The 24,763-nt window shown below is 60.2% G+C and carries 24 protein-coding genes and 1 pseudogene; 16 read left to right on the top strand and 9 right to left on the bottom strand.

Features of this window, described 5'->3' with window-relative positions:
- Positions 1 to 4: 4 nt before the first annotated feature.
- The 10 genes from NLK58_RS12540 (at position 5) to NLK58_RS12495 (ending at position 10,829) form a co-directional block, all read left to right on the top strand.
- Positions 5 to 1,543, top strand: a complete 1,539-nt coding sequence (locus tag NLK58_RS12540) for an NADH-quinone oxidoreductase subunit NuoF (RefSeq protein ID WP_117618839.1) — start codon at positions 5 to 7, stop codon at positions 1,541 to 1,543.
- Between the two features lie 24 nt (positions 1,544 to 1,567).
- Positions 1,568 to 4,483 (top strand): formate dehydrogenase subunit alpha, encoded by a 2,916-nt coding sequence (fdhF, locus tag NLK58_RS12535; protein ID WP_341580887.1) that lies wholly within the window; start codon positions 1,568 to 1,570, stop codon positions 4,481 to 4,483.
- Positions 4,464 to 5,324 (top strand): formate dehydrogenase accessory sulfurtransferase FdhD, encoded by an 861-nt coding sequence (fdhD, locus tag NLK58_RS12530; RefSeq protein WP_117618837.1) that lies wholly within the window; start codon positions 4,464 to 4,466, stop codon positions 5,322 to 5,324. The genes fdhF and fdhD overlap by 20 nt, the downstream gene beginning before the upstream one ends.
- A gap of 20 nt (positions 5,325 to 5,344) precedes the next feature.
- Positions 5,345 to 5,578: a formate dehydrogenase subunit delta gene (locus tag NLK58_RS12525; protein ID WP_117618836.1), complete on the top strand. Its 234-nt coding sequence runs from the start codon at positions 5,345 to 5,347 to the stop codon at positions 5,576 to 5,578.
- Between the two features lie 183 nt (positions 5,579 to 5,761).
- Entirely contained in the window at positions 5,762 to 6,316 is a 555-nt protein-coding gene (locus tag NLK58_RS12520) for a carboxymuconolactone decarboxylase family protein (RefSeq protein ID WP_117618835.1), read from the top strand.
- Between the two features lie 84 nt (positions 6,317 to 6,400).
- On the top strand, positions 6,401 to 7,093 hold the full coding sequence (locus NLK58_RS12515; RefSeq protein ID WP_117618834.1) for a TVP38/TMEM64 family protein: 693 nt from the start codon (positions 6,401 to 6,403) through the stop codon (positions 7,091 to 7,093).
- An 89-nt stretch (positions 7,094 to 7,182) separates the two neighbouring features.
- Positions 7,183 to 8,034, top strand: a complete 852-nt coding sequence (locus NLK58_RS12510; RefSeq protein ID WP_341580886.1) for a DUF547 domain-containing protein — start codon at positions 7,183 to 7,185, stop codon at positions 8,032 to 8,034.
- A 390-nt stretch (positions 8,035 to 8,424) separates the two neighbouring features.
- Positions 8,425 to 9,384, top strand: a complete 960-nt coding sequence (locus NLK58_RS12505; protein ID WP_341580885.1) for a sulfurtransferase — start codon at positions 8,425 to 8,427, stop codon at positions 9,382 to 9,384.
- A gap of 21 nt (positions 9,385 to 9,405) precedes the next feature.
- Positions 9,406 to 10,620, top strand: coding sequence for a YeeE/YedE family protein (locus NLK58_RS12500; protein ID WP_117618832.1), 1,215 nt, complete (start codon positions 9,406 to 9,408; stop codon positions 10,618 to 10,620).
- 14 nt (positions 10,621 to 10,634) lie between these two features.
- Positions 10,635 to 10,829, top strand: coding sequence for a hypothetical protein (locus NLK58_RS12495; RefSeq protein WP_117620383.1), 195 nt, complete (start codon positions 10,635 to 10,637; stop codon positions 10,827 to 10,829).
- A 36-nt stretch (positions 10,830 to 10,865) separates the two neighbouring features.
- On the opposite strand, the gene merA is transcribed toward NLK58_RS12495, so the two are convergent.
- Genes merA through merT form a run of 3 tightly spaced genes read right to left on the bottom strand, consistent with a single transcriptional unit; the run spans position 10,866 to position 12,934 of the window.
- Positions 10,866 to 12,266 (bottom strand): mercury(II) reductase, encoded by a 1,401-nt coding sequence (merA, locus tag NLK58_RS12490; RefSeq protein ID WP_117618831.1) that lies wholly within the window; start codon positions 12,264 to 12,266, stop codon positions 10,866 to 10,868.
- Complete coding sequence (merP, locus tag NLK58_RS12485) at positions 12,263 to 12,568, bottom strand: mercury resistance system periplasmic binding protein MerP (RefSeq protein ID WP_117618830.1); 306 nt, start codon at positions 12,566 to 12,568, stop codon at positions 12,263 to 12,265. The genes merA and merP overlap by 4 nt, the downstream gene beginning before the upstream one ends.
- Positions 12,569 to 12,583: 15 nt before the next feature.
- Entirely contained in the window at positions 12,584 to 12,934 is a 351-nt protein-coding gene (merT, locus tag NLK58_RS12480; RefSeq protein ID WP_117618829.1) for a mercuric ion transporter MerT, read from the bottom strand.
- A 73-nt stretch (positions 12,935 to 13,007) separates the two neighbouring features.
- Here merT and merR (NLK58_RS12475) point away from each other — a divergent pair, with 73 nt between their 5' ends.
- Positions 13,008 to 13,421: an Hg(II)-responsive transcriptional regulator gene (merR, locus tag NLK58_RS12475; RefSeq protein ID WP_117618828.1), complete on the top strand. Its 414-nt coding sequence runs from the start codon at positions 13,008 to 13,010 to the stop codon at positions 13,419 to 13,421.
- A gap of 122 nt (positions 13,422 to 13,543) precedes the next feature.
- Here merR (NLK58_RS12475) and NLK58_RS12470 read toward each other — a convergent pair whose 3' ends face one another.
- The 5 genes and pseudogenes from NLK58_RS12470 to NLK58_RS12450 form a co-directional block, all read right to left on the bottom strand.
- Positions 13,544 to 16,777, bottom strand: a complete 3,234-nt coding sequence (locus tag NLK58_RS12470; protein WP_341580884.1) for a CusA/CzcA family heavy metal efflux RND transporter — start codon at positions 16,775 to 16,777, stop codon at positions 13,544 to 13,546.
- Positions 16,771 to 18,288, bottom strand: a complete 1,518-nt coding sequence (locus NLK58_RS12465; protein ID WP_341580883.1) for an efflux RND transporter periplasmic adaptor subunit — start codon at positions 18,286 to 18,288, stop codon at positions 16,771 to 16,773. Before NLK58_RS12465 ends, NLK58_RS12470 begins: the two co-directional genes overlap by 7 nt.
- A 5-nt stretch (positions 18,289 to 18,293) precedes the next feature.
- Positions 18,294 to 19,640 carry a TolC family protein gene (locus tag NLK58_RS12460; RefSeq protein WP_341580882.1) on the bottom strand — a complete coding sequence of 449 codons (1,347 nt, stop codon included), beginning with the start codon at positions 19,638 to 19,640 and terminating at the stop codon, positions 18,294 to 18,296.
- A gap of 85 nt (positions 19,641 to 19,725) precedes the next feature.
- Positions 19,726 to 20,157: a hypothetical protein gene (locus NLK58_RS12455; protein ID WP_341580881.1), complete on the bottom strand. Its 432-nt coding sequence runs from the start codon at positions 20,155 to 20,157 to the stop codon at positions 19,726 to 19,728.
- Positions 20,158 to 20,410: 253 nt separating this feature from the next.
- Positions 20,411 to 20,545 (bottom strand): annotated as a pseudogene (locus NLK58_RS12450) (mercuric transporter MerT family protein); the annotation flags it as partial.
- Between the two features lie 73 nt (positions 20,546 to 20,618).
- On the opposite strand from NLK58_RS12450, the gene merR (NLK58_RS12445) reads away from it, so the two are divergent.
- The 4 genes from merR (NLK58_RS12445) (at position 20,619) to NLK58_RS12435 (ending at position 22,548) form a co-directional block, all read left to right on the top strand.
- A complete protein-coding gene (merR, locus tag NLK58_RS12445; protein ID WP_341580880.1) occupies positions 20,619 to 21,050 on the top strand; it encodes an Hg(II)-responsive transcriptional regulator in 432 nt (143 codons plus the stop codon).
- 165 nt (positions 21,051 to 21,215) lie between these two features.
- On the top strand, positions 21,216 to 21,302 hold the full coding sequence (locus tag NLK58_RS20625; RefSeq protein WP_376788092.1) for an acyloxyacyl hydrolase: 87 nt from the start codon (positions 21,216 to 21,218) through the stop codon (positions 21,300 to 21,302).
- A gap of 91 nt (positions 21,303 to 21,393) precedes the next feature.
- Positions 21,394 to 21,834 carry a hypothetical protein gene (locus NLK58_RS12440; protein WP_341580879.1) on the top strand — a complete coding sequence of 147 codons (441 nt, stop codon included), beginning with the start codon at positions 21,394 to 21,396 and terminating at the stop codon, positions 21,832 to 21,834.
- A gap of 39 nt (positions 21,835 to 21,873) precedes the next feature.
- On the top strand, positions 21,874 to 22,548 hold the full coding sequence (locus tag NLK58_RS12435; protein WP_341580878.1) for an FAD-binding oxidoreductase: 675 nt from the start codon (positions 21,874 to 21,876) through the stop codon (positions 22,546 to 22,548).
- Between the two features lie 86 nt (positions 22,549 to 22,634).
- On the opposite strand, the gene NLK58_RS12430 is transcribed toward NLK58_RS12435, so the two are convergent.
- Positions 22,635 to 23,612 (bottom strand): cysteine synthase A, encoded by a 978-nt coding sequence (locus NLK58_RS12430; protein ID WP_341580877.1) that lies wholly within the window; start codon positions 23,610 to 23,612, stop codon positions 22,635 to 22,637.
- Between the two features lie 474 nt (positions 23,613 to 24,086).
- Here NLK58_RS12430 and NLK58_RS12425 point away from each other — a divergent pair, with 474 nt between their 5' ends.
- A complete protein-coding gene (locus NLK58_RS12425; protein ID WP_341580876.1) occupies positions 24,087 to 24,758 on the top strand; it encodes a MerR family DNA-binding protein in 672 nt (223 codons plus the stop codon).
- Positions 24,759 to 24,763: the final 5 nt, after the last annotated feature.

The raw sequence follows: 24,763 nt of genomic DNA, 5'->3' as shown, positions 1-24,763 counted from the left end.
GATCATGGCGACAAAAATCTTCGTGCCCTGCGATACCACCGCCCTGTCCATGGGCGCGGACGAGGTGGCAAGACTGATCGAGTATCACGCCGGCGCCCGGGGCGTGGACATTGAACTGGTGCGAAACGGTTCCCGCGGATTGTGCTGGCTCGAGCCGCTGGTGGAAATCGGGACCGCCACGGGCAGGATCGGTTACGGCCCTATTGAACCGGACGACGTTCAGGCTCTGGTGGATGCCGGCCTGTTCGATGGCAAATCCGATCACCCGCTGTTTCTCGGCCCGGTGGCGGATATGCCCTACCTCAAACGCCAGCAGCGCCTGACCTTTTCACGGATTGGTATTACCGATCCACTGTCTATTGATGATTATCGGGCCCATGGTGGTTTTGGGGGGCTGGGCAGGGCCGTGGCCATGACGCCCCAGGCGATTGTGGATGAAGTAAAAACTTCGGGCCTGCGTGGCCGGGGTGGTGCGGCGTTCCCCACCGGCATCAAGTGGCAGACAGTTCATGATGAGCCCTGGCAGCAGCAAAAATACATCGTCTGCAATGCCGATGAGGGCGATTCCGGAACCTTCGCCGACCGGCTGGTGATGGAGTGCGACCCGTTCATGCTGATCGAAGGCATGACCATTGCCGGGCTGGCCGTCGGTGCGACCCGGGGCTATATCTACCTGCGCTCGGAATACCCGGTGGCGCATCGCATGCTGGACGAAGCTATCCGCCGCGCCGAGGCGGCCGGCTATCTGGGCGAGGATGTCCGGGGCAGTGGTCGTACTTTCCACCTGGAAGTGCGACTGGCGGCGGGCGCCTACATTTGTGGGGAGGAGACGTCGCTGCTGGAAAGCCTGGAAGGCAAGCGGGGACTGGTGCGCGCCAAGCCGCCCCTGCCCGCCATCAAGGGGCTGTTTGGCCAGCCCACGGTGGTGAACAACGTGCTGTCGTTCGCGGCGGTGCCGTTCATTCTCGATCAGGGCGGCCAGGCCTACGCCGACTACGGCATGGGCAAATCCCGGGGCACGCTGCCGATCCAGCTGGCGGGCAATATCCGCCAGGGCGGCCTGATCGAACTGGCCTTCGGCGTCAGCCTGAAGCAAATCCTGGAAGACTTTGGCGGTGGCACCTTCACCGGTCGGCCCATGAAAGCCGTCCAGGTGGGCGGACCCCTGATGGCGTATATGCCCGAGAGCCAGTGGGACACACCGATGGATTACGAAGCCTTCGCCAAGCTCGGTGCGGGTATTGGCCACGGTGGTGTGGTGGTGTTTGACGACACCGTGGATATGGGGGCGCAGGCCCGTTTTGCCATGGAGTTTTGCACCGTGGAGTCCTGCGGCAAATGCACGCCCTGCCGGATCGGTTCGGTACGGGGAGTGGAAGTGATCGATCGCATCCGCGCCGGCGAGAACCGGGAGGCTAACCTGGCGCTGCTGGAAGATCTGTGCGAGACCATGGTTGATGGTTCCCTCTGCGCCATGGGCGGTATGACACCCTTCCCGGTGCAGAGTGTGATGAAACATTTCCCGGACGACCTGACGGCCTGACCGACGCGAGTGGAGGCAATAACAATGTTGCACTATTACGACCCGAACAAGAGCGACCCCGGTACCCGCGGCCTGAATCCGGACATGGATTACGGCACGCCGCCGAGCACCTCCGCAACCCTGGTCAGCCTGTCCATTGATGGCACCGACATCAGCGTACCGGAAGGCACGTCCGTATTGCGGGCCGCCGCCCTGGCCGGGATTAACATTCCAAAGCTGTGTGCCTCCGACAACCTGGAAGCCTTCGGCTCCTGTCGCCTGTGCGCGGTGGCAATCGAGGGTCGTCGCGGCTATCCGGCGTCCTGCACCACGCCGGTTACCGAAGGCATGGCGGTCACTACCCAGAACGGCAAACTGGCGAAGCTTCGCCGCAACGTCATGGAGCTGTATATCTCCGATCACCCACTGGACTGCCTTACCTGCCCGGCCAATGGCAACTGCGAACTTCAGGATGTCGCCGGTGCCGTGGGCCTGCGGGAAGTGCGCTATGGTTTCGAGGGTGAAAACCATCTGGATGCGGAAGTGGACGACTCCAACCCCTACTTCAGCTTCGACCCCGGCAAGTGCATCGTCTGCTCCCGTTGCGTACGCGCCTGCGAGGAAGTGCAGGGCACCTTTGCCCTGACCATCGACGGCCGTGGCTTCGACTCCAGGGTGTCCGCCGGCCAGAATGACCCGTTCATGGATTCCGAATGCGTATCCTGCGGCGCCTGCGTCCAGGCCTGCCCCACCGCTACGCTGATGGAAAAGAGCGTGATCGACGCCGGCCAGCCCGGGCACAGCGTGGTCACCACCTGTGCCTATTGCGGTGTCGGTTGTTCGTTCAAGGCCGAAATGAAAGGCGGCCAGCTGGTGCGCATGGTTCCCTACAAGGGCGGCGAGGCTAACCATGGCCATTCCTGCGTGAAAGGGCGCTTTGCCTTTGGCTACGCCACCCACAAGGACCGTATCAGGGAGCCGATGATCCGGGACTCCATCAACGATCCCTGGCAAGTGGTGTCCTGGGGCGACGCCATCGGGTTTGCGGCGAAAAAACTCAAGGCCACCCAGGCCAGATACGGCCGGGAAAGTATCGGTGGCATCACCTCCTCCCGCTGCACCAACGAGGAAACCTACCTGGTGCAGAAGCTGGTCCGGGCTGCCTTCGGCAACAACAACACCGACACCTGTGCCCGGGTCTGTCACTCACCGACCGGGTTTGGCCTGAAAACCACTATGGGTGAATCCGCCGGCACCCAGACGTTTGATTCGGTCATGAAAGCCGACACCATCGTGGTGATCGGAGCCAACCCCACCGACGCCCACCCGGTGTTCGCCTCCCAGATGCGCCGGCGTTTGCGCCAGGGCGCCAAGCTGATCGTCATTGATCCGCGCCGCATCGACCTGCTGAAAACGCCCCACGGCAGTACAGGCATTCACCTGCCCCTGCGCCCGGGTACTAACGTGGCCATGGTCAATGCCCTGGCCCATGTGATTGTCACCGAGGGCCTGGAAAACACGGCGTTTATCGAGAGCCGTTGTGAGCCGAAGCAGTACCACGACTGGCGGGAATTCATAGCGGAGGAACGCCATTCGCCGGAAGCCGTGGAGGCGGTCACCGGCGTACCGGCCGAGCGGGTACGCCAGGCCGCCCGTGCCTATGGCGAGGCCGGAAACAGTGCCATCTATTACGGGTTGGGCGTCACCGAGCACAGCCAGGGCTCGACCATGGTGATGGGCATTGCCAACCTGGCCATGGCCACCGGCAACATTGGCCGTGAAGGTGTTGGCGTGAACCCGCTGCGGGGCCAGAACAACGTTCAGGGTTCCTGCGATATGGGCTCCTTCCCCCACGAATTGCCCGGCTACCAGCATGTGGGCGACCCGGCGGTGCGGGCCCGGTTCCAGGAGGTCTGGGGCGTGGCGATTGACGACGAACCCGGCCTGCGGATTCCCAACATGTTCGATGCGGCCATCGCCGGCAGCTTCAAGGCCTTGTACGTTCAGGGCGAGGACATTGCCCAGTCCGATCCCAACACCCAGCATGTGGAAGCGGCACTCAGCGCCCTGGATTGCCTGATCGTGCAGGACATCTTCCTGAATGAAACCGCCAAGCACGCGCACGTGCTGTTGCCAGGCGCCACTTTTCTGGAGAAAAACGGCACCTTCACCAACGCCGAGCGCCGCATCAACCGGGTGCGCAAGGTAATGGCACCGGTGGCAGGCATGGAAGACTGGGAAGTGACCATGGCTTTGTCCAATGCACTCGGTTACCCCATGGACTACAAGCATCCGTCCGAGATCATGGATGAGATCGCCCGGCTGACGCCCACCTTTGCCGGCGTCAGTTACGACAAACTGGAGAAACTGGGCAGCATCCAGTGGCCGTGCGACGAGGAGCATCCGGAAGGCACCCCGACCATGCACACCCTGGATTTCCCGATCGGCAAGGGCAGGTTTGCGGTTACCGAGTATGTCGCCAGCGAGGAGAAATCCAATCGCAAGTTCCCGCTGCTGCTGACCACCGGCCGCATCCTGAGCCAGTACAACGTCGGCGCCCAGACCCGCCGCACCGCGAACAGCCAGTGGCACGACGAGGATGTGCTGGAAATCCATCCCAGCGACGCCGAACTGCGCGGTATCCGGGAAGGCGACTGGCTGGGTATTTCCAGCCGTGTGGGCCAGACGGTTCTGCGGGCGCGGATCAGCGACCGCATGTTGCCGGGCGTGGTCTGGACCACCTTCCACCATCCCGGCAGTGGCGCCAACGTGATCACCACCGACAGCTCGGACTGGGCCACCAACTGTCCGGAATACAAGGTCACCGCGGTGCAGGTGGAGAAAGTCAGCCAGCCGTCGGCCTGGCAGCGCCACTTTGAGCAGTTTGACCAGCGCCAGCACCAGTTGCTGGCGCCCTCGGCCAGCCAGACGGAGCCATCCGATGCTTCGGCCCTCAAGTAATCCGGGCGCCGCTGCCATGGCAGTCACAGGCCTCGATGCTCCCAAGGATGTTTTGGTGGCCTGTGAGACCCCGGTGGAGGTGCGCGGCGGTATTGAAGGTGCGCCTTGCCGGGATCTGGTCGCTGAAGAGGTGCCCGTGGCGATGGTGTACAATGGCGTTTCTCACGCCGTGATGATGGCCTCACCCTGCGATTTGGAGGACTTTGCCTTTGGCTTCAGTCTGACCGAGGGCATTCTGGACCGCCCGGAGCAGCTGTTCCATCTGTATGCTGTGGTCAGTGAACAGGGTATTTCCCTGGAGATGCACATTGCCGGCGACTGCTTCGCCCGGTTGCGTGAACAGCGCCGGAACATGGCCGGACGAACTGGCTGCGGGCTGTGCGGCACCGAATCCCTGGCCCATGCCATCCGGGCCATCCCCAGGGTACCGGCGCGCCCGGCACCGGTTGACAAAGCGGTGCAACGAGCCCTGCGTAATCTCCCGACTTACCAGCCCTTGCAGGAAAAGACCGGAGCCACGCACGGTGCTGCCTGGTGTGATAACCAGGGCCGGATACAGCAGGCCCGGGAAGATGTCGGCCGGCACAATGCCCTGGACAAGCTGATTGGAGCGCGCATTCGCGACCATGGTGCCAGGGCCTTTGACGACGGTTTTGTACTGATTTCCAGCCGGGCCAGTTACGAGATGGTGCAGAAAAGCGCCACCGTCGGCGTCAGCAGCCTGATTGCCGTTTCGGCGGCCACCGCACTGGCCATCCGGGAGGCCCGCAAGGCCGGCATGACCCTGATAGGCTTTGCCCGCCCGGGCCGGCACGTTATTTACGTCCGTGGTGACGAGTAACCCTCTGAGGAGATGCGAGAATGAGCGACCAACAGCTCCAGAACCTGATCAAAATGATCAACCAGATCAGTATCAACAACCTTCACCACGGCGATGAAGATCAGGCCGCCGAGGTGGTGGCAACCCACATCAAGAAATTCTGGGCCCGAAGCATGAAGCAGCAGATCATCGCCTACGCGGAATCTGACGGGCTCGAGCTGTCCCCGGTGTCCCGGCTGGCGGTTAAACGACTGGCGGAGCCCCAGGAAGCCTGATCCCGGTCACTTAACTGTCGCTTGTCTGTCACCTCCCCGTCACCGCCCTTTGCGAGGGTGGCATCGTCCGGATATGTTTGGGAATCCCTGCCCCTGGGTGGTTCTGTTTCTTTTCTTGAATGTTCTATCAACAACTACTAACATCGTGGTTGTTGAGCATTCGTTCAAAAAAGGAGATTGAGTATGGCTGATTTCAAATTGCACGATATCGAATCCGCTCCGGAAGGCGCCAAGCCCTTCCTGGAAAATTCCCGGAAGAATTCCGGCATGATCCCCGGACTGCATGCAGTGATGGCGGAATCGCCACAGGTACTGGAGGCCTACCAGAAGCTGCACCAGCTGGTTCTGGACAACAGCTTCAACAACGACGAGACAACTGTGGTCTGGCAGACCATCAACGTCGAAAATGCCTGCCACTATTGCGTGCCGGCGCACACGGGTATCGCAAAGATGATGAAAGTCTCAGATGACATTGTTAACGCGCTGCGTGACGAGACTCCGCTTCCCAGTGACAAGCTCGAAGCACTGCGCAACTTTACCCTCGCGGTCATGCGCAAGCAGGGCAACGTCAGCGAGGAAGATCTGGCTGCTTTCTTTGAAGCAGGCTATGGCAACCGCCAGGTACTGGAAGTGATTATGACCTTGTCCCAGAAGGTTATGAGTAACTATATCAACCACATTGCTGAGACGCCGGTGGATGAGCCGTTCAAGAAATTTGCATGGAGCAAGGACCAGTAAACGTTCGTCAGGCCGTGCAGACTAATCCGCACGGCCAAGCCATTTTTCCCTCCCCCGATCCCTCAAGCCGGCTAGAATAGCCCGATGAACCATTCACCGTGGCTTTTCCGTCTCTCGTTTCTGGCGATCGTGGTCTTGCTGATGGCCGCCATCTGGCTGTTGCTCCAACAACTGAGCATGCCCGCCAGCCTTGCTCCCTCGGCACTCTCCGACTGGCTGGCCCAGCAGGGGCTCCTTGGCCCTGTGCTCCTGATGCTGATGATGATACTTGCGGTGGTTGTCGGGCCGATTCCCACATTGCCAATCAGTGCCGCCGCCGGACTGGTTTATGGCATGTTTACCGGCACCGCCATTGCCGTTACGGGAGCCCTGGCTGGCTCGATCATCGCGTTTTATCTGGCGCGGGTACTCGGGCGGGAAGCCATCCAGCGCAAGCTGGATCACAACCCGGTATTTTCGGCCCGCGGGTCCCAGCGCTTTCTCTTCATTGCGGTATTTCTGACGCGGCTTATCCCATTGTTTTCCTTTGCCCTCATCAGCTATGCCGCCGGGGTTACCTCCATCCACCTATGGCGCTATGCGCTGGCGACCGCCGTGGGCATGCTGCCCATGACCTTCGTGTTTGCCGGGCTGGGCCACAGCTTTGAGCTCAATCCAATACTTACGGTGATAGCCGCAGCCACTATCCTGGTGGTCATGAGTACCCTGCCGCTGTACCTCAGACGACGCCCCCACTCCCGGCTGTCCCGTTTCCTGCACCTGGATACTGAGGTCTGAAGTCAGGCTTACCGTTGTAACAGAACGCGACTGTCTTGGTCTGTAACTACGGTTCTGAAGTAATACTGAAGACTGACTTGGGAGTGATTATGCGTGGTTATCGATTGGCGTCCGGTTTTGTTGCACTGGTCCTGATGCCCGGACTGGTATGGGCGGATATCAATTCCGGCCTGTACAAGCCATACCAGCGACTGTTGTCCAGCTATCTCATTGAACGGACATTGCCCGGTGACGGGCTGGTCTCCGCTTTTGATTACCAGGCCGCATTGGCGGATACAGACCTGGTGTCGACGCTGGAGCGCCAGCGCAAGGCTTTGTCGGAATTCAACACCGGAGCCCTTGAGGCTAGGCAAGAGTCCGTCGCATTTTGGATTAATGCCTACAATTTTTTCATGCTTGAACAGATTCTTACCGAGCGGCCTGACGGCTATCTCGTCTCATCCGTCTGGGATTACGGTGGCCGGGTGAACCCGTTTGTTGACAGCGTCTTTGAACGGGAGAGCTTTGTGATTGGTGGTGAGCGCTTCAGCCTGAATGAGATCGAAAAAGGCGTGTTGCTGGGTGAAGGCTATCAATCCCGGGGTTGGAAGGATTCCCGCATTCACTTCGCCGTGAACTGTGCTTCTGTGGGCTGCCCGCCATTGCGGGATCAGATCTATACCGCTGCCAATCTCGAGGGCCTGCTGGAAGAAAATACCCGCCGAGCCTTCAATACCCAACATCACCTTCGGGTGACCGGCGACACCCTGTATGGCACCGAACTGTTCAAGTGGTACAAGGAGGATTTTGTCGAGGCGGAGGGCTCGGTTCGGGCCTTTATTCGTCGCTGGGCCAGCGACTCGGTAGCCGAACACGTGGCCAGGACGGCGGAACTGGATTACATCGACTACGACTGGTCCCTCAATCGGCCCGCTAATGTTGGGCTGACCGGATTCGAATGATGTGAACAGCCGAGGCTGGCGTAGTCAGGGAAAAAAGCGGCGGGGATGGCCCCCGCCGCTGATGGTTGATGTGTTTGATTACCGTGCCGAGACCTTTACATGTGCCACCGTGTCAACGGCTTTGGTCGGATAGCTCCTGGCTTCATTGATACGGTCTGCCTGACCGCCCATGGCAAGTGCGATGGTGGCAGCAACTCCAGGTGCGCTGTTGCCGTAACTTCATAGACACTGGCTGCTGTCCGCGTCGTCTGTTACAGAGAAGGCGCCTTTATTAATGGAAATATTCTCCATTTTCATAGACCAAAAAAGAATATTTGGGCGCCTATGCATAACGGATGTAAAGATTCATAATGATCGTTCAAAAATGAACTCCGACTTGGAGGTGGTTCGATGAATCGTTTAACGACAGTGCTTGTCCTGTTGCTGCTTAGCGGGCTGTCCTACGGTGCAGAACCAGGATTGCCTGCCCTGGTCGATGCCCAATGGCTGAATGAGCACCTGGACCAGAAACAGCTGGTGGTGCTGGATGTCCGCTCTGGCATTGATAACGGCGGTGATCGGAGCAGCTTCCAGGAAAGTCATATTGCCGGCTCTGTTTACAGCAGTTACACCAACGATGGCTGGCGGGAAACCCGGGACGGTGTGGCCGGTTTGATGCCCCCGGTCCGCTCTCTGGAGCGTCTGATTGGTAGCCTGGGGATTGCCAACGGTAATACGGTGGTCCTGGTTCCGGCCGGCACCGGCTCGACCGACTTCGGCAGTGCCGCCCGGGTATACTGGACCTTCAAGGTGCTGGGGCACGAGGCCGTGACCATCCTTAATGGCGGCTTTGCCGGCTGGAAAGCCGCAGGATACCAGGTTACCGAGGGTGACGGTGCGCGCCTGCCGGTGACGCAATTCGACGCTGAGCTTCAGGATCACCTGATCGCCAGTCTGGACGAGGTCCAGGCCGCCCGGGAGACCCAGGCTCAGCTGGTGGATGCCCGCCCTGTGGACTATTTTCGGGGCGAAACCAAGTCCCCGGCCGCCAAGGTAGCCGGCACGATTCCCGGATCAAAGAGCCTGCCCCACCACTCTTTTATCAACCAGGAAAACCAGGTGTTCTATCTGAATCGGGACGTCATCACCGAGAAGGTTAACAGCGCTGAGCTGGATCCTCAGGCCCGGACAATCGCCTTTTGCAACACCGGCCACTGGGCAGCCACGGACTGGTTCGTGTTGAGCGAACTGGCGGGTTTCCAGGAGGTTGCGCTTTATGATGGTTCCATGGCGGAGTGGTCCCAGGACAGCAGTCGCCCGATGCAGGTAGCCAGGAAGGGACTTGGTAAACTCCTGGACCTGTTTAACTGAGCCGTTTAGTTGAGTGATCAAATGGCAGATTCTGCAGTTCTCCAGTCCGGGCTTCAGCAGCCCGGGTGGCAGGTGGACCGTTTTATCGTATCCACAGCGCTGGCTGGCTTTGCCCTGCTGGGCGGGCTGATCTGGCTGGAAATCGCTCCGTTCATGGTGGCGCTGTTCGTGGTGGGCACCGTGCTGGGTATGGCCCTGTACCACGGTGCCTTCGGTTTTACCGCCGGTTGGCGCAATCTGGTGGTTAAGAAGCGCGGCGCCGGCATGCGCGCACAGTTACTGCTGTTCGGAGTGACTTCTCTGATCATGGTGCCCATGCTCCACAGCGGGCAGGCCGGTCTGGTGGGGGCAATCGCACCGGTGGGTACTTCCCTGGTGGTGGGCTCTTTCCTGTTCGGGATGGGCATGCAGCTGGGTGGTGGATGCGGCTCCGGCACCCTGTTCAACGTCGGCGCCGGCAATATTCGTATGGTAGTCACGCTGGTGTTCTTTATTGCCGGTACCGTGTTGGGCTCCATTCATCTGCCCTGGTGGCTGGACCGGCCGGGTTTCGATCCGGTGCCGCTGGTCGGCAGCTTCGGTGTCGTCGGTGCTATCCTGGTGCAGTTTGTCGGGCTGGGGCTGATTGCCTGGTGGGTCAACCGCATTGAACGCAAGGCCCACGGCGCCATCGAACGGGACGAACTGCTCTGGAAAAGCCAGGGTCACGGGGTGTTCCGAACCCTGCTCAGCGGTCGCTGGCCGTTTACCTGGGCGATCCTGATCCTGGCGGCCGGTAACGCACTGACCCTGGCCATCGGTGGCGCCCCCTGGAGCATTACCTTCGCGTTCAATGTCTGGGGTGCCAAAGCCCTGGAGGTGGTGGGCGTGAACATGTCCCAGTTCGAGTTCTGGACCTGGGATTACCCCGCCATGGCCCTGAAGGATTCGGTGCTGACCAACATTCCCTCGGTCATGAACTTCGGGTTGCTGCTCGGCGCCATGCTGGCGGCGGGCCTGGCCAATCGCTTTAATGAAGCCAGTCGCAACCGGCCGGAAAGTCGTCAGTTCCTGGCCGCCGTAGTCGGTGGTTTGCTGCTGGGTTATGGCGCCCGGCTGGGTTTTGGCTGCAACATCGGGGCGCTGTTTTCCGGCATTGCCTCGGCCAGCCTGCACGCCTGGATCTGGTTTGCCTGCGCCTTCGCCGGTTCGCTGATCGGCATTCGCCTGCGGCCCTGGTTCCGGCTGCCTAACTGATGCGGGAGGGCGTAATGGAAAGACCGTATAGCCGTACCCGCATTCTGGGTATGCTCGGGATCATTCTGGTACTGATTATGGCCGATCACCTGAACAGCCCGACGTTTGCATTCAATTCCGGTCGGGGCAACGTGGAAACGGCCCTGATGCAGCGGGATCAAACGGCTTGTGCGCCCTGTGGGGCGCCGTGCCCGTCAACACGAGACTGATGAGGTTCTGACACGCTGGCTGATGGTCGCCAGTACTTATCCTGCGCAACACGACAGTTGGCTCACATCTTTGGTGAAAGTCTGGGCACAGAGCTTCAGGCCTTCCACCATGGTCAGGTAGGGAAACAGCTCATCGCCGATTTCCTGCACGGTCAGGCGTGACCGTAGCGCCATCACTGCCGTCTGAATCAGTTCACTGGCCTCCCCGGCTACCGCCTGTACACCCAGCAAGCGCCCTGAATCGCGGTCGGCGACCATCTTGATAAAGCCATGAGTGTCGAAATTCACCAACGCACGCGGCACGTTCTCCAGATCGAGCACGCGGGTGTCCACGTTGAAGCCGTGTTGGAGTGCCTCGGCTTCCGTCAGGCCAACGGTGGCGACCTGAGGGTCGGTGAACATCACTCCCGGCATGGCGCTGAGGTCCAGGGTTGCCTCGCCTCCCGTCATGTTGATGGCGGCGCGGGTGCCCCCGGCGGCGGCGACATAGACAAACTCTGGCTGATCGGTGCAGTCACCGGCGGCATAAATGCCCGGTAACGTGGTTTGCAGGTGCTCATCCACCAGAATCCCACCCCTCGCGGTTTCAACGCCGATGCCGTCGAGACCAAGAGCCTCGGTGTTGGGTGTTCGTCCGGTGGCCACCAGCAGTTGATCGGCCCGCAATGTCCCGGCTTCGGTGTTTAGCACGAACTCGTTGTCAGTGTAGTCCACATGGCTGGCCTGGCTCTGATTGAGCACGTCAATACCTTCTCGTTGAAACGCCGCTTCAATGGCTTTACCTATTGCCGGGTCTTCGCTGGAGACCAAATGACTACGGGCCAGTACCGTGACTCTGCTGCCCAATCTCGAGAACGCCTGGGCCAGTTCCAGGGCGACAAACCCGGCACCGATCACGATCAGCCGTTCGGGGACGCTGTCCAGTGCCAGCGCACTGGTGGAAGTCAGGTAAGGCGTATCGGCCAGCCCCGGCAGCGGCGGTTCCGCCGGCCGGGCGCCCGTGCCGATAAAGGCGCGATCAAAAGGGACAGTCTGCTCCCCGCCCTCGTTCAGCTTAACCACCAGGTTACTGGCATCGACAAACCGGGCCTCACCGCGCAGGACCGTGATGGCCGGGTGGTCGCGCAGTATGCTTGCGTACTTGGTGTCACGCAGTTCCTCGACACGTGCCTGCTGTTGCCGGAGCAGTTTCGCCCGGTCCACCACCGGTGGCTGGGCACTCACCCCCAGATCAAAGGGACTCTCCCTGCGCAGCTGCGCGATGTGCGCGGCGCGAATCATGATCTTCGAGGGCACACAGCCGATATTGACGCAGGTGCCACCGATGGTGCCGCGCTCGATCAGGGTGATGCGGGCACCGCGCTCGGCCGCTTTCAGAGCGGCCGCCATGGCCGCCCCGCCGCTGCCGATCACGGCAATAGGCAGGTCGTTACTCATTCGGGGAATTCCTTATCCATTTTCGAGGGCTTCAGGGTGGAGGGGTACCCGGCGTTGGCCGTGGCTTCGGTCAACGCGTCCACGGACGTTAGCGTGTCGTCGAAGGTAACCACGGCCGTACGATCCGGGTAGCGCACGTCAACTTGCGAAACACCGTCCACCTTATTCAATGCTAGCTTGACAGTGATCGGACACGCGGAACAGGTCATACCAGATACCGAGAGCGTGACAGTCTGCATGGCGGCTGAAGCAGGCATGCTGAGCACGGCGATGAGCAACGTCAGAACAAGGCGCATTCTCATGGGACAATCTCCTTTTCAGTAGAACAGAGGCAGGACATAAGGGAACACCAGAGCAACCAGTACCAGTGCCGCCACCCCCCAGAAGATCACCTTATAGGCGGTTCGCACCCGGGGTACGGCGCAGATGTCTCCCGGCTGGCACTGTTCCGCTGGCCGATAGATTCGGCGCCAGGCAAAGAACATGGCTACCAGTGCCGCGCCAATGAAAAGCGGGCGGTAGGGCTCCAGGGCGGTCAGGTTACCGATCCAGGCGCCGGAAACGCCCAGAGTGATCAATACAAGAGGCCCAAGGCAGCAGGCCGACGCGAGCAAAGCGGCAACGCCTCCGGCAATCAGTGGGCCACGCCCCGATTTCGCATCCGACATAACGCTTGCACCTTTCATGACTTTATTCGCTGGGATAAGGTTACATCCGTAGTCAGCTACGGAGTCAACACGCATGTTTGATAAAACGGGTTCAATAACCATCGGTGGCCTGGCCAGGGCGGCGGGCGTGCACGTCGAGACCATTCGCTATTATCAGCGGCGCGGCCTGTTACCGGAGCCCCAACGCCCTCCCGGCGGGATTCGGCGTTATGGTCCCGCCGACATCGACAGGTTGACGTTCGTGAAAACGGCGCAGCAGTTGGGCTTCAGTCTGGACCAGATCAGCGATCTGCTTCGGCTTGAAGATGGCGCCCACTGCCAGGAAGCCAGTGCGCTCGCCGAAAACAAGTTGCGGGACGTGCGAGCGAAGATCGACAGGCTGGAGAAAATTGAAGAGGTGCTGGGCGAAATGGTTGACCGATGCCACGCCCAAAAAGGCAATATTACCTGCCCGCTCATTGCGGCATTGCATGGAGGGGTTGGGTAAAAAGCTAGCACATAGCCTTTCCAGAACGGGATCTAATCTCCAAGTAAAGCGGGTATGAGACCCGGAAGTACCGCCGCCCGGTGCCGAAAGTACGGATCGGTACCGGCGCGGCGATTACGCATTTAAGTTTCCGGTGGTGGTGTCGGTGCTCCCTTGGGCAGGCCGCGCCCCCGCCATAGCATGAAGATTGCCGGGTACACCACCAGCACTATCAGGAGGGCAGAAATCACGCCGCCGACCATCGGCGCGGCGATGCGCTGCATCACATCCGCGCCTGTGCCGCTTGACAGCAAAATCGGTATCAGCCCCATAAACAGGGCCACCCCAGTCATCAGCATTGGACGGATGCGCTGGCCTGCACCGCTCTGAATCACTTCCGCCATGTCCCCGCCGGTATTGAGTCGGCGCTCCACTTCGCGATCACGCCAGGCGATATCCAGGTACACCATCATCAGCAGACCCAGCTCCACGGCGAGGCCCGCCACGGCGATCATACCCACCCAGACGGCGACGCTGAGCTTGAAACCCAGCCACCACAATAGCCAGACAGCGCCGCTCAACGAGAAAGGCACGCTCAGCATCACCACCAGGGTCTCGGTGAGGGAGCCCCGGTGCATGAACAGCATGAAGAAGATCAAAAACAGCGTGGCTGGCACCAGTAACTGCAGCTTGGCTTTGGCCCGCTCGAAATACTGGAACTGTCCGGCCCAGGCCAGTCGGTAGCCGTCCGGCACCGTGACCTCGTCGGCGACGACCTGCTTCGCCCGTTCGACATAATCGGCAATGCCGATATCGCTTGTGACGTCGACAAAGACAAAGCCCACGAGCAGGCCATCCTCGCTGCGTATCGCCGGCGGACCGGTGCGGAACTCGATATCTGCCACTTGAGTGATGGGAATTTGCGCACCGGTGGGAGTGGGCACCAACACCCGCTCCAATGCCTCGACATTATCGCGGTAATCCCGGGCGTAGCGCACCAGAATGTTGTAGCGTTCCCGACCTTCCACAGTTTGTGATACGACGGTACCGCCCATGGCCGCCATAATCACCCGCTCCACGTCGCCAACGTTCAGCCCGAAGCGTGCGGCCGCCGCTCGATCAACGGTAAAGTCCAGAAAATAGCCACCGGTGCTGCGCTCGGCGAAGGCACTGCGGGTAAAGGGAGCCGTGCGCTCATCCTGCTGTAGCGCATTCTCGATGGCAATGCCGGTTTCCTCGATGGTGGCAAGGTCGGCACCAAAGACCTTGATGCCCAGGGCCGAGCGAATACCGGTGGCAAGCATCTCGGTGCGGGTCTGGATCGGCATCCAGAAGATATTGGGCATACCCGGAAACTTCAGTTTCCCGTCCATCTCCTGAATCAGCCCGTCCCAGGTCATCCCCTCGCGCCACTGGTTTTTAGGTTTCAGGGTGATCACCGTTTCCACCATGGACAGGGGTGCGGGATCTGTGGCGCTGGTGGAGCGGCCCACCTTACCGAAGACATGCTCCACTTCGGGGATATCGGCAATGATCCGGTCCATGGTCTGCATGGTCTGGGTCGCCTCGGTAATGGACATGCCCGGCAGGGCCGTGGGCATAAACAGAATCGAACCCTCGTTGAGGGGCGGCATAAACTCGTTGCCCAATTGCCGGAAGGGTATGACGGTTAACAGCAATACCAGCACGGCTGCTCCGGCCACCGCCCAACGAAAACGCACCGCAAAGGCGACCACCGGCCGGTAGGCGGCCACCAGCCACTGGTTCAACTTGCTGTGATCGGCGCGGATTTTGCCGCGGATCAGCCATACCGCCAGGGCCGGCACCAGGGTGATGGACAACAGCGCCGCAAAAGCCATGGAGTAGGTCTTGGTGAACGCCAGCGGTTTGAACAGCCGCCCTTCCGTGCCCTCCAGGACGAATACCGGCATAAAGGAAATGGTGATGATCGCCAGCGAGAAAAAGATGCTGGGCCCCACCTGCTGCATGGCCTCGATAATCACGTCCCGCCGGGACTTGGCCTGTTCCTCCTGATCGGCGTCGGGACTCTGCCAGCGATGCAGCCGTTTGTGGATGTTGTCGATGATGACGATGGCGGCATCCACCATGGCGCCGATGGCCACGGCGATCCCGCCCAGGGACATGATATTTGCCGTCAACCCCTGAAAATACATCGGGATAAATGCCATCAGCACCGCCACGGGCAGGGTGATCACCGCCACTAGGGTAGAGCGCACGTGCAACAGGAAGATGCCGATAATCAGGGAGACGATGAGCATCTCTTCGATCAGGGTTTTAGCCAGGGTGTCGATGGCGTCCTTGATCAGGGTCGAGCGGTCGTAGACCGGTACGATCTCCACCCCCTCGGGCAACCCCGGTTTGATATCCGCCAGCCGTTGCTTGACCTTGTTGATCACATCCAGGGCGTTTTCACCGTAGCGCATCACCACGATACCACCCACGGCCACGCCCTCGCCGTCCAGTTCCGCCTGGCCCCGCTGCATGGCGGGCCCCAGGGCCACATGGCCGACATTTTTCACGGTAACCGGGACGCCGGCCGAGGTGGTTTTCAGCACCACCTTCTCCAGGTCCGCCACAGACTTCACATAGCCCCGGCCGCGGATAAACTGCTCGTGACCCGCCACCTCCAGGATGCGTCCGCCTACATCCTGGTTGGAGTCGCCCACCGCCTCGGCTACCCGTTTGAGAGGGATGTTGTAAGAGGCGAGTTTGTTCGGGTCGAGACTGATCTGGTATTCCCGCTGGAAGCCGCCAATGGAGGCCACCTCGGCCACGCCTTCCACCGCCTCCAGGGCATAGCGCAGATTGAAATCCTGCAGCGAGCGCAGATCGGCCAAGCTGTTCTTGCCGGAAGTGTCCCGCAGGGCATACTGGTAAACCCAACCGACGCCGGTGGCGTCCGGACCCAGGGTAGGATTGACCCCATCCGGCAAGTCGGCGACAGCACTGTTCAGGTACTCCAGCACCCGGGAACGGGCCCAGTACATGTCCACCCCGTCGTCGAAGATGACGTAAACGAAAGACAAGCCGAAAAAGCTCTGACCGCGTACGTAGTTGACTCCCGGTGCCGCCAACAGTGTGGTGGTCAATGGATAGGTGATTTGATCCTCCACCAGATCCGGACTGCGCCCGGGCCAGTCGGTGAAGACGATCACCTGCACATCGGACAGGTCGGGTATGGCATCCAGGGGGGCACGCATCAGCGCCTGCCAGCCGCCGAAGGTCAGAGCGAGCACCGCCACCAGGGTAATCAGGGGGTTGCGGGCGCAATAGCCAATAGTTCGCTGCAGCCAGCCGATGGCCTGCCCTTCGGCTGGGGGGTGAGCTGGGGGGTGCCTTTGATCGTTATCTACCATTGTTCCATCCCCGCTTTGAGTCGGCTTTCCGAGGCAATGAGGAAGTTACCGGAGGTGACCACCCGGTCGCCGGCCTCGATACCCTCGATGATTTCGATAAAACCGCCGGCCCGCTGCCCGGTTTGCACCTTGCGCGGCGCGAGCCGGCCTTCGCCCAGATCCTCGAATACCACCCGCAATTCACCAGCGATAATGACGGCTGCTTCCGGCACCGCCACGCGTCGACCTAGGTCGGCCTTGAGCTTCACTTCGGCGTACATGTCGGGCTTGAGACGGCCTTCGGGATTGGCGACGGTAAGACGCACCCGCCCGGTGCGGCTGGCACCGTCCAGATAGGGATAGACGTAGTCGACCCGGCCCTCGAACGCTTCCCCGGGCAGGTAAGGCAGGGTCACCGTCACCGGCATTCCCTCCGTTAGCAGCGGCAGTTCGCCCTCGTAGATATCGGCTTCCACCCAGACCTGTGACAGGTCGGCGATGCGCAGCAATGTCATGCCTGCCTTGTGGGCGGTACCTTCCACCACGTTCTTGGCCACCACGGTGCCGCTGATCGGCGCGTGCATGGCGACATAGTCGAAGGGCTCGCCCCGTTTCTCCAGGTTAGCGATTTCCCCGGCGGTCATGTCCCAGAGCTCGAGCCGCTTGCGAGCGGCAGCCACCAGGGTTCTAGAGGCACTGCCACGGCGCTTCAGCTCCAGGTATTCCTGCTGGGTGGCCAGCAGTTCGGGGCCGTACACCGTGAATAGCGGTTCGCCCTTGGCGACGTGAACCCCCACATAATCGGCATAGAGCTCGCCAATCCAGGCATCGAACTTGAGGCTGACGTCTGCCAGGCGGGTCTCGTCGTAGGCGATCCGCCCTTCCGCGCGGATGGTCCGCGTCATGGTCATGGCTTGCGCCTCGGCGGTCTTGACACCGATCAACTGGCGGCGGCGATTGTCAAGGGTCACCATACCCGGCGGTGCCTCTTCGGCCATGTCGCCACCGTCGGTTCGGGCGCCGCCTGCCCCTTGTGTCAGGGCAGTCACGCCACTGGCCGGCTGCAGCCCCTTTCGGCCCGTGGCCAGATCGAAGTTGGCACGTGCGGAGCCAACACCCTCCTTGCTGATCTGCAACGTGAGTGGCCAACTGCCTTCCATTAATGGCTCGAAAGTCCCCCGATAGAGACCGGGTTCGATTTCCTGCATATCGGCCGGGGCCTGCATGGCGGGCATGGTGCCCATGGCGGGCATTTCCGCCACGGCCTTGATGGCAGCGCCACTGACCCGCTCACCTGAGCCATCCAGCAATGCCAGGGTCAGGTCGTTTATACCTACCCGGGGTGTGTCCGGCTCAATATCGATACCCAATTGAAAGGGACCGCTTCGGTAGGAGGCGCTGAGGGGCGGCCCCTCAGCGGGAGCGGCAGTGGTGGCATCCTCACCGGAGAGCCACTGAAGGCCCAATATGCCAGCGATACCTACCAGCAACCCGATAACAAACAGCGAAATAAATGTGGTGCGTTGAGTCATGCCAGTTACTCTTGCTCGAGGCGCTGACCGACGGTATCCGTCGGTGCCTGATTAATCTGGGTTGAGTGCGAACTGTCATTGGCCAGGAGCCGGCCAGCCGTCTGCTCCAAGGTCGCCAGAGCTCGAAGATAATCGGCATGGGTGCGGGCCAAGTTGTCCTCAGTACGCAGTTGTTGCCGCTCGGCATCGATGACCGCGAGGAAACTGCCCTGCCCCGCTCGGTAATCGGCCACGGCGGCATTGAGGCTCTCCTCGGCGAGGGGCAGCAGCCGCTGCCGGTTGATGGCCATGATGTCCCGGGTCTCCTGTACCTGCGCCCGCCCCTGTTCCAGTTGCGCCAGCAGTTGCGCCTCGCGATCCGTCAATTGCCACCGGTAGCGCATGACATCGGTCAAGGTCGCATTCCGAGTGGCACTGCGCTTGCCGGATAGATCGAAGGGCAGGTTGATACTAAGGCCCACCGTCCAGCGTTTGTCGGCGTCATCCCACAGGCTGTTGTAACCGGCGGACAACTTGAAATCGGGGAAATAGTCCTTCTCCGCTAAGCCGTGCCGGGCCCTTGCCTCGTCAATACGCGCCTGGATCCGGCGCAGTTCCGGGTGCTCCTCCAGGGCCGCCTTTTGCAACGCCAGCAACGACGGTGGTTCGGCCGGTGTGGGCAGTGGCGCTGGCGGCGGCAGCCGGCTTTGGGGAGGACGGTTCAGCAAGCCGTTGATCATCGCCTGGACTTCCCGCTGGCGCCGCTGATGAGTGACGATGCCGGTGTCGATAAGGGCCGCTTCCACATCCGCCTGCAGCACATCCTGCTGGCGGGCTCGCCCCGCCGCGTACCGGGTTTCGGCGACGCGGCGCAACTCGGCGAGCAGATCCCTGTGGGCGTGTTTGATTTGCAGGGTACGATGAATATATGCCCACTCGGCGAACAGGCTCTTGGCGGCCGCCATCAGGGCCAGCCGGCCGTCCGCCAGAGATTGTTTGGCACCCTCGGCCCGGGCGCGAGCCGCGTCTTCCCGAAGCCCGAGTTTGCCCGGCCAGGGGAGACTCTGACTCAACTCCACTCGTTCTTGGAAGCCACGGGGTCCGCCGACAGTTTTCGGAGCCCCGGCATAGGTCAGCATGGGGTCGTCCAGAGCGCCGGCGGGCTCAATACGGTAGTTCGCCGCCTTGGCAGCGGCTGTCAGTCCTTGAAGGCCCGGGTTCCGGGTCAGTACTGCGACCACTAGTTGTTCGGCGGTCAGCGCCTTCACATCCTGCAAGGATTGATTGTTTTGTTGTAACGACGGCGCAGCGATGCCCTTCAGCGGTACGATAAGCACCACCATGGCCATCAGGCCACCAATTCGGTTGCGCATGGGAAATACCCTCAATCGGCATAACGAAAAATCCTCGGCTTCCCAACAGGGAAAGCCAGAGTTCATGACAACTCGGGCGGATTAATCAGATACGCAGACGAAGGGTAGAGAAATAGACGGTACGACCACTTTCGGCCTGGGCAAGGAGCCAGCCCGGGGCAGGGGGAGAGGTCGCTGGAGACAGGGTAAACAGCGAATCCAGGTGGGGCCAGTACAGCAAGGCGACCATACCCACCCACGTTAATACCTGATCGGCGCTTGACGAGGCAGGAGCAGCGTCTTCGAATGCGGACTGGTGCTCGACTTCACAGCAGGACGCTGACGACGTGGTCGAGCCAACATGTTCGCAACCATCCTCCGAGGGGGAAGGCGCTTCCTTGTCGCAGCCCGCCATGCCGTCTTCACAACAGCAAACCGGCTGGGGCGGCATTTCCATGGTCTCGCAGGCATAGGTAAACTGCCCCCAAAGCATGAGGAACAGCGGAACCACTAAAAGCCAACGATTACGTTTAATCATCTGTCCTGGGTGCAATCTACTTAGAGTACAGAGTTTAATTTTAGCAGGGCTACCGATCCCTGAAATACTTTTCCCCACTTTTCTCGCTCAAAGTTGCTTGCCTTTCTATCACAGGTAAGAGTCGGGGTGAAGTGGTCTAATACTTCTGGGCACCCTGGATATAAGCGGCAGTGCGCAAGGGTATGGCTTCTCCTCCGCCAGGGTTAAAACAGGTATTCACCTCACGCTCAAAGCGCACCTCGCCCATTTTCGAGGGCTCCAGGGCGGTCAGGCTACCGATCCAGGCGCCGGAAACGCCCAGAGTGATCAATACAGGAGATCCAAGACAGCAGGCCGACGCGAGCAAAGCGGCAACCAGTGGACCAAGCCCCGATTTCGCATCCGACATAACGCCTGCACCTTTCATGATTTTATTCGCTGGGATAAGGTTACATCCGTAGTCAGCTACGGAGTCAGCGCGCATGTCGGATAAAACAGGTTCAATAACCATCGGTGGCCTCGCCAGGGCAGCAAGCGTTCATATTGAGACGATCCGTTATTACCAGCGGCGAGGGTTATTACCGGAACCCGAACGTCCTCCGGGAGGTATTCGGCGCTATGGTGATGCTGATATAGACCGATTGACGTTCGTGAAATCGGCGCAGCAGTTGGGCTTCAGTCTCGACGAGATAAGCGACCTGCTCCGGCTTGAAGACGGCACCCACTGCCAGGAGGCCAGTGCCCTGGCCGAGCATAAGCTGAGAGACGTGCGAGAGAAGATCGGCAGACTGGAAAAAATTGAGAGAGTGCTTGGGGAAATGGTCGACCGATGCCACGCTCAACAAGGCAATATCAACTGTCCGCTCATTGAGTCATTGCATGAGGGGATCAGAGAACAAGATTCTGAGAGGTAGCACCAGCCTCAAACTGGAGTACCGCTTCAGTACGCGCTGGACCGAACACTGGTTAATCACACCGAGCTTCGGTCTTGGTTCTTTTGACAATGGTCTGGATGTAAAGCTTGGAAGTAAACTGGGATTTCGCTCGGGGCTTAAATCGTTTATCGGTTTCACAATAAAATGCGTTTAGGGGTTGAGCTGTTTCATCTTTCGAACGGTGGCATTGCAGATCGTAACCCCGGGACAGAGAGGGTGGCAACGCGTTGACCGGCCTGCGGACGGGTTCTATCTTTAAAGGGTGAGATTCCGTAGTAATCGCTGACACTCACGAATATCACGGACTCATAGGAGACATCCCATGAACATGCCGATGAACGCTCTGCTCTTCCTGACGGCTCTGGTAGCCGGACTTCCCGCAGCCAATGCTGCAGAGCCTGCCAGGGCCACCGTGGCCGAAAAATCGCCTTTCGGCGCCTACCTGACTGATAGTGAAGGCAGAAGCCTCTACCTCTTTGAGGCCGACGAAGCCGGCAAAAGCACTTGTTACGATGCCTGCGCTAATGCATGGCCGCCTTATACTACGAGTGGCGAACCCTGGGCGGGTAAAGGTGTTGACGCCGATGCTCTCGGCACCCTCGAGCGCCGGGACGGTACGATGCAGGTGACCTACGATGGATGGCCGCTTTACTACTTCATCAAGGACAAGGCACCCGGCGATACCAGGGGCCAGGATATCAACGGCTTTGGGGCGGAATGGTACCTGGTCACGCCAGGCGGCCAAAAGGTTCACGCCGAGTGACGGCGTAATTCGGCCCAAACCGAAAGTATAAGGGGAGCTATGAGTCATACACTGGAAATTCAGGATATTCGAGAGGTTACTCACGACGTCAGGCAGATTCGGCTTGAAAAGCCCGAGGGGTACACCTTTACGCCCGGGCAGGCCACAGAGGTGGCCGTTGATCGTGAGGGCTGGACGGATGAGAAACGACCGTTCACCTTCACCTCGCTCAGCACGGATCCCTGGCTGGAGTTCGTCATCAAAACCTACCCGGACCACGAGGGCGTGACCGATCAGATTGGACAGCTTGGCGTGGGCGATAGGCTGATCATCGGCGACCCGTGGGGCACCATCGAATACAAGGGCGAGGGCGTGTTCCTGGCCGGCGGTGCGGGCGTGACGCCATTTATTGCCATTCTTCGCGACCTGCATCGCAGGGGCGAGACCGGAAACAACCGGCTGATTTTCTCCAACAAGACCGAGCGGGACATTATCCTGAAAGTGGAGTTCGAGACGATTCTGGGTGACCGTTTCATGAACGTTATCACCCAGGAGAAACCGACCGGTGATCATATTTTTCTGAATGGCGTTATCGACAAGACTTTTTTGAAATCACACATCGAGGATTTCGGCCAGGCTTTCTACGTGTGCGGACCAAGTCCGTTCAACAAGGGCATTATGGCTGCGCTTGAGGAACTGGGAGCCAGCCCGGACGCGCTGATCTTCGAAAAATAGATTGCCTCGCAAAATGCCCGGATTTCAGAGTAACAGAGGTTGCGTCACCGACAGCGCCGGCCGGGGCAGGGCCTGCCGCGTAGCATTCAGCCAGGCTGCAACCCCTTCTGTTGCAGCCACTGCGGGTTGAACAGCCGCGAGTAGTAGCGTCCGCCGCCGTCGCAGAGGACGGTAACGATGGTATGCCCGGGCCCGAGCTCGCGGGCGACACGGACGGCCGCAGCCACGTTGATACCCGACGAGCTGCCGAGGAACAAGCCCTCCTCGCGCAGCAGCCGATAGACACAAGTCACCGCTTCCTGGTCCTCAATGAGACAGGCATCGTCGATGGGTGTGCCCTCAAGATTGGCAGTGACGCGGCTGGTGCCGATGCCCTCGGTGATAGAGCCATCGCCCATGACCTCCAGGGTACCGGTACGGACGTAATGGTAGAGGGCGCTGCCGCTCGGGTCGGCGAGCACAATGCGCACCCGCCCGGAGCGCTCCTTGAGATAGCGGGCCACACCGGCGAGGGTACCGCCGGTGCCAGTGGCGGCGACGAAGGTGTCCACGCTGCCATTGGTCTGGGTCCACACCTCGGGGCCGGTAGTGGCGTAGTGAGCGTCGCGATTGGCGGTGTTGTCGAATTGGTTGGCCCAGATGGCGTTGTCCATTTCCCCGGCCATGCGCCGGGCCACCTTCTGGTAGTTGTCGGGATCCTTGTAAGGTCTCGCCGGGACGGTATGCACCTCGGCGCCGAGAGTACGCAACAGGTCAATTTTTTCCCGCGACTGGGTCTCGGGGATGACGATAACACAGCGGTAGCCACGGGCGTTGCACAAGTGGGCCAGGCCTATGCCGGTGTTGCCGGCGGTGCCTTCGACCACCGTGCCGCCCGGGCGAAGCTCACCACGCTCCTCGGCGACGCGCAGGATGGAGAGGGCGGCGCGGTCCTTTACTGAACCACCCGGGTTCATGAACTCCGCCTTGCCGAGGATCTCACAGCCGGTCTCTTCGGAAAATCCGCGCAACCGGATGAGCGGCGTATTACCCACCGCGCCGGCGAAGCCGTCAACAATATCCATGGAGAGCCTCCTTCGACACAACACCTCTCCTGACACTAACACACGGATCAGCGACGGAGCTATATTGCGAGCGTTGCCTAACGCCTCCCGGCCATACACGATGCGAGTGCCCGACAGTGCAGAAAATTGGCGACGGGCTGTTTCCCTGTCTCACTATGGTGGAAGGCTTGAAGCTCTGTGCCCAGACCTTCACCAAGGATGTGAAGCAGCTATCGTGTTGGGCGGCGTAAAGGGAAGTAAAGGGCAACTATAACTGACGACCCCACCCACGGCGAATTTTGAAATCCGTAGGGGAAGTGGCCATAAACCTGTTCGCTGGCGGTGCTGGATGCCGCCACGGGAAAGTATAGAAGTGCGCACGCTGGCTTTTTTTGAGTAGTGATCGCGGGTCTGTCTGGCCCTCGCCTTAAGAACCTTGACCCCGTACCACAGTACGGACGTTAATCTGAACTCAGGAATCGCGAAGGTGCGGCCATGACTGAAATGACCATTGGCAAAGTGGCTGATGTGGTGGGTGTCGGGGTCGAGACAATTCGTTTTTACGAACGGCGCAAGCTCATTGAACAGCCGCCACGTCCCAGGGAAAGTGGCTATCGGGTTTATTCGGACGCCACGGTGCGCCGACTGCATTTTATTCGCCGTGCGCAAGAGCTTGGTTTCTCCCTGCGTGAGATCGCCGAGCTGCTTGCGCTGCGTGATGCCGACAGTGACCATGCCGACGCAAGTGATGTGCGGCGACGGGCGATGACAAAACTCCACGATGTAGACCAGAAAATTGACCAGTTGCGGCAAATCCGCCAAGGCCTTGCGGCACTTGTGGACCGTTGTCCGGGGCAGGGGCCGTTGCAATGCTGTTCCATCTTTGAGGCGCTGGAACACAATGCGGGGTCTGCCAGCGGGCCAACAATGAGTGAGGAGATAGACATGCAGACAATCAGGCTTTCAATCGGCGGCATGCACTGCAACGGGTGCGAGGAAATTGTCCGCCATGTGCTCGAACAGCAGACAGGTGTCAAGGGGTGTTCTGTCTCCCATGAACGCGGTGAGGCCCGGGTGGCGGTTGACGAATCACGAATTTCGGACGAACAGCTTGCAGAGGCTGTGCGCGGTGCGGGCTATTCGGCAAGCGTCATGGAGACGAAGTAAACCCC

Source organism: Marinobacter metalliresistant (assembly GCF_038098645.1).
Classification (GTDB): domain Bacteria; phylum Pseudomonadota; class Gammaproteobacteria; order Pseudomonadales; family Oleiphilaceae; genus Marinobacter; species Marinobacter metalliresistant.
Note: the sequence above shows the minus strand (reverse complement) of the source record. Positions and strands in the feature narration are given on the sequence as shown.